The organism is Claveliimonas monacensis (genome assembly GCF_014982975.1).
In the GTDB taxonomy this organism is placed as follows: Bacteria; Bacillota; Clostridia; order Lachnospirales; family Lachnospiraceae; genus Claveliimonas; species Claveliimonas monacensis.
The window spans coordinates 119,888-131,544 of record NZ_JADCKL010000001.1; the positions used below are offsets into that span (position 1 = coordinate 119,888).

9 protein-coding genes are annotated in these 11,657 nt (G+C 54.9%); 8 read left to right on the forward strand and 1 reads right to left on the reverse strand.

The window, feature by feature from the left end; genetic code table 11:
- Position 1: 1 nt before the first annotated feature.
- The 8 genes from INF30_RS00550 (at position 2) to INF30_RS00585 (ending at position 10,539) form a co-directional block, all read left to right on the forward strand.
- The gene (locus tag INF30_RS00550; RefSeq protein ID WP_226393901.1) at positions 2-1,654 is read left to right on the forward strand and encodes an amidohydrolase; all 1,653 of its coding nucleotides are present in this window, start codon (positions 2-4) and stop codon (positions 1,652-1,654) included.
- Positions 1,655-1,778: 124 nt separating this feature from the next.
- The gene (pap, locus tag INF30_RS00555; RefSeq protein WP_226393902.1) at positions 1,779-3,290 is read left to right on the forward strand and encodes a polyphosphate:AMP phosphotransferase; all 1,512 of its coding nucleotides are present in this window, start codon (positions 1,779-1,781) and stop codon (positions 3,288-3,290) included.
- A complete protein-coding gene (locus INF30_RS00560; protein ID WP_076780896.1) occupies positions 3,290-4,297 on the forward strand; it encodes a deoxyguanosinetriphosphate triphosphohydrolase in 1,008 nt (335 codons plus the stop codon). Before pap ends, INF30_RS00560 begins: the two co-directional genes overlap by 1 nt.
- Before the next feature lie 84 nt (positions 4,298-4,381).
- On the forward strand, positions 4,382-6,157 hold the full coding sequence (dnaG, locus tag INF30_RS00565) for a DNA primase (RefSeq protein WP_226393903.1): 1,776 nt from the start codon (positions 4,382-4,384) through the stop codon (positions 6,155-6,157).
- 39 nt (positions 6,158-6,196) lie between these two features.
- Positions 6,197-7,309: an RNA polymerase sigma factor RpoD gene (gene rpoD, locus INF30_RS00570; RefSeq protein ID WP_076777712.1), complete on the forward strand. Its 1,113-nt coding sequence runs from the start codon at positions 6,197-6,199 to the stop codon at positions 7,307-7,309.
- 13 nt (positions 7,310-7,322) lie between these two features.
- Positions 7,323-8,024: a tRNA (adenine(22)-N(1))-methyltransferase gene (locus tag INF30_RS00575; protein ID WP_076777711.1), complete on the forward strand. Its 702-nt coding sequence runs from the start codon at positions 7,323-7,325 to the stop codon at positions 8,022-8,024.
- Between the two features lie 23 nt (positions 8,025-8,047).
- Positions 8,048-8,827, forward strand: a complete 780-nt coding sequence (locus INF30_RS00580) for a Nif3-like dinuclear metal center hexameric protein (RefSeq protein ID WP_076777710.1) — start codon at positions 8,048-8,050, stop codon at positions 8,825-8,827.
- 41 nt (positions 8,828-8,868) lie between these two features.
- Positions 8,869-10,539 (forward strand): nucleoside kinase, encoded by a 1,671-nt coding sequence (locus INF30_RS00585; RefSeq protein WP_226393904.1) that lies wholly within the window; start codon positions 8,869-8,871, stop codon positions 10,537-10,539.
- Here INF30_RS00585 and aroC read toward each other — a convergent pair.
- Positions 10,534-11,637, reverse strand: a complete 1,104-nt coding sequence (gene aroC, locus INF30_RS00590; protein ID WP_226393905.1) for a chorismate synthase — start codon at positions 11,635-11,637, stop codon at positions 10,534-10,536. The genes INF30_RS00585 and aroC overlap by 6 nt on opposite strands.
- Positions 11,638-11,657 lie beyond the last annotated feature (20 nt).

The window sequence follows — 11,657 nt, forward strand, 5'->3', positions numbered from 1 at the left end:
AATGACAGAGATATTTATAAACGGAGATGTGACAACCATGGACGAGGAGCGGCCGCAAGCGGAGGCTTTTGCCGTCAGGGACGGCGTGTTCACTTTTGTGGGAACGAAGGAGGAAGCCCGGAAGCTGGCCGGCGAACTTAAGGCAGCACAGGAGAGCGTGATTTTTACCGATCTTAAGGGAAAGAGCGTGCTCCCGGCCTTTCAGGACTCCCACATGCACTTTGTCGGCTTTGCCAAACATTTTATCAATGTGGATCTGAACGGCTGCACCAGCATACAGATGATGCAGCAGCGCTTCCGGGACAGGCTCAGCCAGTGCGGCCCGGATGACCGCTCCTGGCTGGAAGCTACGGGGTGGAACCAGGACTATTTTACAGAGGGAGAGAAAAGATTTCCCACAGCAAAGGATCTGGATAAAGTGACGGGGGATCGGCCTGTCATCGCCCTGCGTGTGTGTGAACATGTAGGTGTTGTTAATTCCGCGGGCATGCGTCTTCTCGGTTTGACCAGGGAGTCTGTCCGGGGGCTGGGAGACTTTGCCCTCACAGATGAGGCGGGAGAGCCTCTGGGCATTTTCAAGGAGCGAGTGCTGGATCGGATCCGAAGCCAGGTGCACACGCTGAACCGGGAGATCCTGGAGGACATCCTCCTGAAAGCACAGGAGGAGGCTTTCTCCTACGGTCTTTCCACGATCCAGACAGACGACATCGGCTTTATGCCGGACGAGGATTACAAGCTGCTCTTTTCCGTTTACCGGGATCTTCTGGAGAGCGGCAAGCTGAAGATCCGCATCTGCCAGCAGAGCCTCAGGCAGACGCCGGAGCGGATCGGAAAGTATTACGAGGATGGTTTTCGGTACGGCGGGGAGGACCATCACCTGCGCATCACCGGGATCAAGCTTTTGCAGGACGGCTCTCTGGGAGCCAGGACCGCCGGCCTCAGAGAGCCCTACGCGGATGATCCTTCCACCTGCGGCCTTACCATCTTCACGGAAGAACAGCTGGATGAGCTGGTGAAGACGGCCCATGATCTGGGGTATCCGGTTCTGGTCCACGCCATCGGGGACCGCGCCATTGAGATGGTGCTGGACGCGCTGGAGAGGGACAAAAAGAACAGAAAGGCGGGAGAGACTTACCGGGACGGGATCGTCCATGTGCAGATCACAGACGGGGAGCTCCTGGAGCGTTTCAAAAGACAGCAGGTCATGGCGCTCGTGCAGCCGATCTTCATTGACTATGATATGCACATTGTGAGGGATCGGGTAGGAGAGGCGGCGGATACATCCTATGCCTGGAAGACTCTGGTGGACAAGGGCGTGCGCGTCTCTTTTGGCACAGACTGTCCGGTGGAGTCCTGCGAGCCGCTCCCCAACATATATACAGCTGTGACTCGCCGCAATCTGACGGGGGAGGAGCAGCAGACTTACAGGCCGGAGGAGCGAATGTCTGTCTACGAGGCAGTAAGGGCTTACACGGTTGAGGGCGCCTACGCCTCCGGCGAGGAGGATGTGAAGGGCAGGATCCGGGAAGGGATGCTGGCGGATTTTATCATTCCGGACCGGGATCTTTTTGCCCTGGCAGATGAGGAGGAGCTGAAAGAAGCTAAAATCCTTGCCACCTATATAGACGGAGAAAAAGTATATCAGCGGGCCTGACAGGAAAACAAAAACGTCGATACACGCAAAATTGTGTGATATCGGCGTTTTTTGTATGTTAAATTATAGAAAATGATGTATAATAAGAGAAAAATATTCTGAAAAAGCAGAAGGGAGGAAAATCATGCTGGAAAAACTGGATCTCACGAAAAAGATGGAAAAAGAAGAGTATAAGGAGAAAATGGAGCATCTGGAGAAAAATCTGGGAAAGCTGCAGAGAAGATGCAAGGAGCTGAACATTCCGGTTATGATTGCCTTTGAAGGCTTTGGGGCTGCAGGGAAAGGACTGCAGATCGGCAAGCTGATCCAGTCTCTGGATCCGAGAGGATTCCGGGTGTATGCGGTGAAGAGTGAGACGGAGGAGGAGAAGATGCATCCCTTCCTGTGGCGGTTCTGGACCAAACTCCCGGAGAAAGGGCGCATTGCCATCTACGACACAAGCTGGTACAGGCGGGTCCTCACAGACCGTTTTGACAAAAAGATAAAGAAGTCCGAGCTTGCGGACGCTTATGAGTCCATCCTCTCTTTTGAAGACCAGCTTACAGAGGATGGGATGGTGATCATTAAACTCTTCCTTGCCATTGACAGGAAGGAGCAGAAGAAGAGATTTGACAGGCTGCTCTCCTCTAAGGATACGGCCTGGCGGGTGACAGAGGACGACCTGAAGCGGAATGAGAAATTTGACAAGTACCTGGAAATGAACGAGGAGATGCTTGCGCGCACAGACACAGAGAAAGCCCCCTGGCACATTGTGGAGGCGGTGGACCGGCGCTTTGCCACCGTGAAGATCTACTCGATCGTGGAGGAGATGCTGACAAGGCAGATTGAGAAAGCGGAACTTTCCCTGGCAGAGGAAGGAGCGGACGCACCGGAGGCAGATGCGGCGGAGACGAAAGAGCTGATGGAGTCCATCCTTGGCAAGGCGGATCTGAGCCTGTCCTGCAGCCGGAAGGAGTATGAAAAAGAATTAAAAGAGCTGCAGAGCCGCATCCAGGAGCTCCACGGAGAACTGTACAGGCGCAGGATCCCTGTTGTGCTGGGATTTGAGGGATGGGATGCCGGAGGAAAAGGGGGAGCCATCAAGCGGCTCACCGCCAAGATGGATCCCAGAGGGTATGTGGTCCACCCCACAGCCTCCCCCAATGCGGTGGAGCGGCAGTATCACTATCTCTGGCGGTTCTGGAAGGACATGCCCAAGGCAGGCCATATCACTATCTTTGACCGGACCTGGTACGGGCGGGTTATGGTGGAGCGGATCGAGGGCTTCTGCACGAAGAATGAGTGGCGCAGAGCCTATCGGGAGATCAATGACATGGAGCGGACCCTGACAAGGGAGGGTGTTCTGGTGCTGAAATTCTGGATGCAGATTGATAAGGACGAACAGGAGCGGCGATTCAGGGAGAGACAGGAAAATCCGGAAAAGCAGTGGAAGATCACGGAGGAGGACTGGCGGAACCGGGAGAAGTGGGATCAGTACGAGGCGGCTGTCAATGAGATGCTGATCCGCACCTCCACAGTCAATGCCCCCTGGATCGTGGTGGAAGGCAACGACAAATACTATGCGAGACTGAAAGTCCTGCGGACAGTGGTTGTGGCCATTGAGGAGAGGATCAAAAGTGGAGGGAAGAGAGCATGATGAACATTCGGGAGGAGATGGAGGCCAGGGAGGAAGCCAATTTAAGCCCCTACGCCACTCTCAGCAGCAGATCCAAAGGGAGAAACCGGCCGGAACCCCAGTGTGACATCCGACCGGTATTCCAAAGAGACAGGGACCGCATCCTGCACTGTAAGTCTTTTCGCAGGCTGAAGCAGAAGACGCAGGTATTTCTTCTGCCAAAAGGAGATCACTACCGTACCAGGCTGACCCACACGCTGGAGGTGTCGCAGAACGCCAGGACCATCGCCAAGGCGCTGCGGCTCAACGAAGATCTGGTGGAGGCCATAGCCCTGGGCCACGATCTGGGCCATACCCCCTTCGGACACGCCGGAGAGCGGGCTCTGAATCAGGTGTGCCCGGAAGGATTCCGCCACAATGAGCAGAGCGTCCGGGTGGTGGAGCTGCTGGAGAAGCAGGGGAGAGGGCTCAACCTGACCTGGGAAGTGGTGGACGGTATCCGGAACCATAAGTCCAGCGGTACACCCCACACACTGGAGGGACAGATTGTCCGTCTCTCAGACAAGATCGCCTACATCAACCACGATATAGACGACGCGATCCGGGGAGGCCTGCTGACCGAGCAGGACCTTCCGGCGGAGTATACAGATGTGCTGGGACACAGCACCAGGATGCGATTAAATACGATGATCCACGATGTAGTGACCCACAGCATGGACAGGCCGGAGATCATCATGTCCGAGCGCATCCGGACAGCGACAATGGGACTGCGCAGATTTCTCTTTGAGAATGTGTATCAGAATCCGGTGGCAAAGGGAGAGGAGACGAAGGCCATCGGTATGATCCAGAACCTGTATGGCTGGTATCTGGATCATATGGAACTGATCCCCCAGCAGTATCTGGACATGGTGGACAGGGGCATAGCTGCAAAGGAGAGAGTGGTCTGCGATTATATAGCAGGGATGACAGACTCTTACGCCGTAAAAAAATTTCAGGAATATTTTATCCCGGAATCATGGAAAAATTAAAGGAAATCAAGAAGTTTTGTCGAATATTATAAATGTAGGCAATTGGAAAGCCGCAAAAAAATGAGAAGAGGATGACGACAGCTGATGTATTATCCGGATGAAGTGGTTGAGGAAGTCAGATCAAGAAATGACATTGTGGATGTGATATCAAGCTACATAAAATTACAGAAAAAGGGCAGTTCCTACTTTGGTCTCTGCCCTTTCCATAACGAAAAATCCCCCTCTTTTTCAGTGAGCCGGGACAAGCAGATGTACTACTGCTTTGGCTGCGGAGCCGGAGGCAACGTGTTTACCTTTCTGATGGAGTACGAGAATTTCTCTTTTGTGGAAGCTCTGAAGTTTCTCGCGGAGAGGGCAGGGGTCCAACTCCCCGAGGAAGAGTATTCCAGGGAGGCAAAACAGAAGGCGGACCTGCGGTCCAGGATCCTGGAGGTCAACAAGCTGGCGGCCAAGTATTTTTACGCCCAGCTCAGGGCGCCCCAGGGAAAGACGGCATATGACTATCTGAAAAAGAGAGAGTTGGGAGACGAGACGATCGTGGCCTTTGGCCTTGGATACGCCAACAAGTACAGCGATGACCTGTACCGGTATCTGAAGACAAAGGGGTACACGGACCAGCTCCTGTCCCAGGCGGGGCTTATCTCCATAGATGAGAAGCATGGCCCCTACGACAAATTCTGGAACAGGGTCATGTTCCCCATTATGGACGCCAACAGCCGTGTCATCGGTTTTGGCGGACGGGTGATGGGAGACGCCAAGCCCAAGTATCTGAATTCTCCGGAGACAGTTGTCTTTGACAAGAGCCGCAACCTGTACGGACTGCACAGGGCCCGGACATCGAGAAAGCCCTATTTTCTCCTCTGCGAGGGGTATATGGATGTGATCTCCCTGCACCAGGCCGGATTTACCAATGCGGTAGCCTCCCTGGGGACTGCTCTGACAGCGGGACATGCCTCCCTGATCAAGCGGTATGTGAAAGAAGTCTATCTCACATATGACAGCGACGAGGCGGGGACAAAGGCGGCCCTGCGGGCTGCGCCGATCCTGCGGGCAGCCGGCATCACAGCCAGGGTGATCCGGATGGATCCCTACAAGGATCCTGACGAATTCATCAAAAATCTGGGGGCGGAGGCGTTCGAGGAGAGGATCCGCAGCGCCAGGAACAGCTTCATGTTTGACCTGGAGGTGCTGGAGAAGGACTACGATATGATCAGCCCGGAGGGAAAGACAGGATTTCTGAAGGAGGCGGCCCGGCGTCTGACCACCTTTGACGAGGAGATCGAGAGAGGCAATTACATAGACGCTGTGGCAAAGGCCTACGCAGTCAGCAGTCAGGATCTGCGGAAACTGGTGACCCGCATGGCTGTGGAGGGGGGACTGGCAAAACCGGCCTCCCGGCCGAGGACAAGCGGCGACCGGGAGAAAGAGAAGGAGGACAGGCACCTGAAATCCCAGAAGATCCTGCTCACCTGGATGCTGGAGGGGGAGGACATCTTCCGGCAGATCAAAAAGTACATCTCTCCTTCGGACTTTACGGAGGATCTGCTGCGCACAGTGGCGGAAAAGCTGTACCAGCAGTATGAAGAGGGAGATGTGAATCCGGCCCGGATCATCAACTTTTTTACAGACGAGGAGGAACACCGCCGGGTGGCGGAACTTTTCAACACAAAGATCCGTGAGCTCCCCACTGTGAAGGAGCAGGAGAAGGCTCTGAGGGAGACGATCCTCCGGGTGAAAGAGAACAGCATAGAGGAGGCAGCCAGGAAGCTGGCCCCCACAGATATTGCCGGACTCCAGAGACTGATGGAGGAGAAGCGGGCGCTGCAGGCCCCGGACAAACTGCATATTTCTATTAATTAAGGATAAAATATAAACAAGCAATGAGAGGATGGACACTGCATGGACGAGAACATGATAAAATTTACGGAGAAGCTGAATGAACTGAAGGCTCTTGCCAGAAAGAAAAAAAATGTGCTTGAGATCACAGAGATCAATGATTTTTTTGCTGACATGGATCTGAATTCCGATCAGATGGACAAAGTCTTCGAGTATCTGGAGGCGAACAATATCGATGTGCTCCGGATAGGAGATGACGATGAGGGACCGGACGATGCGGATCTCATGCTGACAGACGAAGATGAGGTGGATATGGAGAAGATCGACCTGTCCGTCCCCGACGGTATCAGCATTGAGGATCCGGTGCGCATGTATTTAAAAGAGATCGGCAAGGTGCCCCTTCTGTCTGCCGAGGAGGAAGTGGAGCTGGCCAAGAGGATGGCAGATGGAGATGAGGATGCCAAGAAGCGTCTGGCGGAGGCAAACCTGCGTCTGGTTGTGAGCATTGCCAAGCGCTACGTGGGAAGAGGTATGCTCTTCCTTGACCTGATCCAGGAAGGAAACTTAGGCCTTATCAAGGCAGTGGAAAAATTTGACTATGAAAAGGGATTTAAGTTCAGTACCTACGCCACATGGTGGATCCGTCAGGCTATCACCCGCGCCATTGCAGACCAGGCAAGGACCATCCGTATTCCTGTCCATATGGTGGAGACCATCAACAAGCTGATCCGTGTCTCCAGACAGCTGCTCCAGGAGCTGGGGCGCGAACCCACCCCGGAGGAGATCGCGGAGGAGCTGGACATGCCTGTGGACAGAGTGCGTGAGATCCTGAAGATTTCTCAGGAGCCGGTGTCCCTGGAGACGCCCATTGGCGAGGAGGAGGACAGCCATCTGGGAGATTTCATTCAGGACGACAATGTGCCGGTTCCGGCTGAGGCAGCAGCTGCCACCCTTCTCAAAGAGCAGCTGGATGAGGTGCTGGACACACTGACAGACAGAGAGCAGAAAGTGCTCCGGCTTCGTTTTGGCATGAACGACGGACGGGCCCGCACCCTGGAGGAAGTGGGAAAAGAATTCGACGTCACAAGAGAGCGTATCCGTCAGATCGAGGCGAAAGCGCTCCGCAAGCTCCGGCATCCAAGCCGCAGCAGAAAACTGAGAGATTATCTGGATTAAGAAAGAGGCGCCTATGGAACTATCAAAAAGACTATCTGCCGTGGCAGGTCTTGTGACAGAGGGCGCCTCTGTCGCGGATATAGGCACGGATCATGGATACATACCCATCTGGCTGGCCAAAAGGGATCCGGCTGTAAAGCTGATCGCCATGGATGTCAATGAAGGTCCCCTTGAGAGGGCCAGGGAGCACATCCTGGCGGAGGGGCTGTCGGACAGAATCGATCTGCGGCTGTCAGACGGATTTTCTGCATTAGATCCCGGGGAAGTGCATACGATTATTGCAGCGGGCATGGGAGGCGGACTGGTGATACATATCCTGGAGGCGAATCCTGCAGTCACGGACTCGGTGCAGGAATTCATCCTCCAGCCCCAGTCTGAGATCGAGAGGGTTCGGGCTTATCTGGAGAGAGAAGGCTACACCATTGTGCGGGAAGAGATGGTGGAAGAGGATGGAAAGTACTACCCCATGATGAAGGCAGTGCACAGGAGGGAGATCATCCCCTACTCCGAAGTGGAGCTTTTGTACGGGAGGGATCTTCTGCGCCGCCGGCATCCGGTGCTGCGAGATTTTCTCCTGCGGGAGGAGCGTATCCGGGAGGACATCCTGGAGAGGCTGCGCCGGGCGGGAACGCCGGGGGCTGTCCAGAGGCAGGAAGATGTGGAAAGAGAGCTGGCCAGGATTCGGGAGGCTCTGGGCAGATACGCCTGCCAGTAAGGCAGGGAAAGGAGGAGTAGACAATGCTTTGCAAAGAGGTAATGGATATACTGGAGGAGAACTACCCGGCAGACTATGCGCTGGACTGGGACAATGTAGGGCTTCTTGTAGGGAGAGATGACAAGGAAGTGAGGCGGATCTATGTGGCGCTGGACGCGGACGATGAGACCATCGAGGCTGCAGTCCGGTGGAAGGCAGATATGCTGGTGACCCACCATCCCATGATCTTCTCCGGGCTGAAGAGGATCAACAATCTGGACTTTATTGGAGCGCGTATCCTGAAGCTGGTACAAAACGACATTTCCTACTATGCCATGCACACCAACTATGATGTGCTGGGCATGGCGGAGCTCTCCGGGAGAAAAATGTCCCTGGAAGACCCGGAAGTGCTGGAAGTGACGAGAGACGGCGAACAGCCGGAGGGCATTGGGAGAGTGGCAGATCTGGCCAGCCCGGCGCCCCTTCGGGAAATCTGCTGGTCTGTGAAGGACCGTTTTCACCTGGGGGCTGTGAAAGTCTTTGGGGATATGGATCAGCCTGTTTCAAGGATTGCTATCTCACCGGGCTCCGGCAAGAGCATGATAAAGGCTGCGCTGGACAAGAAAGCGGATGTCCTCATTACGGGGGACATCGATCATCACACCGGCATCGACGCCGTGGCACAGGGGCTGGCTGTCATTGACGCCGGACATTACGGGATCGAGCACATTTTTATAGAAGATGTCAAAGAGTACCTGAAAGAAAAGCTGGAGGGCGTGGAGGTGAAGGCTGCGCCGGTCCGCCACCCCTTCCAGATCGTGTGACAGCAAGAGATGTCGCAGAGACGTCAGACAGGAGGTAAGACATGGAGCAGAAGATGTACCGGATCGAGGCCGACGGAGAGACAAGAGAATACCCGGAGGGCACGCCCTACAGGGTGATCGCCGGGGATTTCCAGAAAAACCATGAAAATGATATTGTGCTTGTCTTTGTGGACGGCAAGCTGCAGGAGCTCCACAAGACACTGAGCCATGACTGCCGTCTCGTCTTTGAGACGACGGGAGATGACATTGGACATTCGACCTACAAAAGGAGCATGTGCCTTATGCTGGTCAAAGCCATCTACGATGCCGCCCACCATGAAGGAATCCGCAAGGTGCGTATACAGTATTCTCTTGGAGATGGCTATTACTGCACCATGGATGCGGATTTTCCGTTGACCCGGGATTTCCTTGCCCGGGTGGAGGCGAAGATGCGGGCTATGGTGGAAGAAGATATGCCGGTGCGCAAGAGGTCCATACACACAGATGAGGCGGTGGATCTGTTCCGCAGACATGGCATGTACGATAAGGAGAGACTTTTTGCGTACCGCAGGGTTTCCAAGGTCAATATCTACAGCATGAACGAATTTGAAGATTACTATTATGGCTACATGGTGCCCTCAGCCGGATATCTGCGGTATTTTGCCCTGTATCTCTATGATGAGGGCTTTGTCATCCAGATGCCCTCGAGGAAAAATCCCCGCAGTCTGTCCGCCTTTGCGCCCAAGAATAAGCTTTTCCAGGTTATGAAAGAGTCCACCAAGTGGGGAGACATGCAGGGGATCGAGACGGTGGGCGCACTCAATGACCGGATCACAAAGGGCGGCGATATGCGGGATATGGTGCTGGTGCAGGAGGCCCTTCAGGAGAAGAAGATTGCCCAGATCGCAGAGGAGATCGCGGGGAGAAAACAGGCCAAATTTGTGCTCATTGCCGGACCCTCCTCATCCGGGAAGACCACCTTCTCCCACAGGCTGTCCATTCAGCTTCGGGCGGCAGGCATGGTGCCTCATCCGATTTCTGTGGACAATTATTTTGTGGAAAGGGAGGATAATCCCAAGGACGAAAACGGCAACTATGATTTCGAGTGCCTTAAGGCGGTGGACACAGACCTCTTCAATGAGCAGATGAACCGGCTTTTGGAGGGCCAGGAAGTGGTCCTGCCTGTCTTTAACTTTAAGACAGGGCACAAAGAGTTTGAGGGAAAGCCAAAGAAACTGGGGCCAGAGGACGTGCTTGTGATTGAGGGGATACACTGCCTCAATCCGAAGCTGACCCTCTCTTTGCCGGATGAGAACAAGTTCCGCATCTACATCAGCGCTCTCACCCAGCTCAACATAGATGAGCACAACCGGATCCCTACCACAGACGGCCGCCTGATCCGGCGGCTTGTCAGGGATGCCCGTACGAGAGGCTCCTCGGCCCGGAGGACCATAGCCATGTGGCCTTCTGTGCGAAGGGGGGAGGAGAAGAATATCTTCCCCTACCAGGAGGAGGCGGACGTCATGTTCAATTCGGCTTTGGTCTATGAGCTGGCGGTGCTGAAGCAGTACGTGGAACCCCTGCTTTTCGGAATAGAAAAAGACTGCCGGGAATATCTGGAGGCGAAGAGGCTGCTGAAATTCCTGGACTATTTTGTGGGAATTGAAAGCACCCTCGTGCCGGCTAATTCCCTGCTGCGGGAATTTATCGGCGGAGGATGCTTTCAACTATAGATCTCTGTAAAATTTTTTGATGCCAGACAGTCTGGAGCTCATGTTCACCATGAGGAGGTCTGCCACAGTGAGAGCGGCCATGGCCTCAACGACCACCACGGCTCTGGGGACGATGACAGGATCGTGGCGGCCGTGGATGAAAATCCGGACATTGTTTCCGTTCCTGTCCACGGTCTCCTGCTCCCTGGAGATGGAGGGAGTAGGTTTGACAGCAGCCCGGAGGATGACCGTGCTGCCGTCGCTGATGCCGCCCAGTGTGCCGCCGGCGTGGTTGGTCTTTTTCCGCACGGCTGGGCCGTCTGCATAGAACGGATCATTGTTCAGGCTGCCAAAAGACCGGGCTGCCCCAAAGCCGTCGCCGATCTCTACGCCTTTGACAGCGCCGATGGACATGACGGCACCCGCCAGGGAGGCGTCCAGCTTGCCAAAGACCGGTTCGCCGATACCGGCAGGAAGGCCGTCGATCCTGCACTCGATGACGCCGCCTGCGGAGTCCTGCTTTTGGATGCACTCTTCCAGAAAAGCGGCCGCCAACTCAGCGTGGGAACGGGAGGGCATATAGAGAGGATTTTCTGTGATCTGGCTGAAATCATATGCGCCATCGGGGATAGAGATATCTCCGATGGCTTTTGTGTAGGTTGTAAAGTGTATGCCAAGTTCGGCCAGCATCTTGGCAGCCACGGCGCCGGCAGCCACCCGCCCGGCGGTCTCCCGTCCGGAGGAGCGTCCGCCGCCCCGGTAGTCCCGGATGCCGTATTTTTGGTCGAAGGTGTAATCTGCATGCCCCGGACGGCAGCAGTCTTTGATGGCGCTGTAGTCCCGGGATCTCTGGTCTTCATTCTCTATTATAATAGAAATGGGAGTGCCGGTCGTCTTTCCCTCAAACACGCCGGAAAGGATCTGCGCCCGGTCGCCCTCCTTCCTGGCTGTCGTGTATTTCCCCTGCCCGGGTTTTCTGCGGTCCAGATATTTCTGTATGTCCTCCTCGCACAGAGAGAGGCCGGCAGGGCATCCGTCCACGACAGCGCCCAGGGCGGCTCCGTGTGACTCACCCCAGGTGGTGACGGTAAAAAGTGTTCCCAATGTAGAACCTGCCATGTTGTATCGCTCCTTTATTT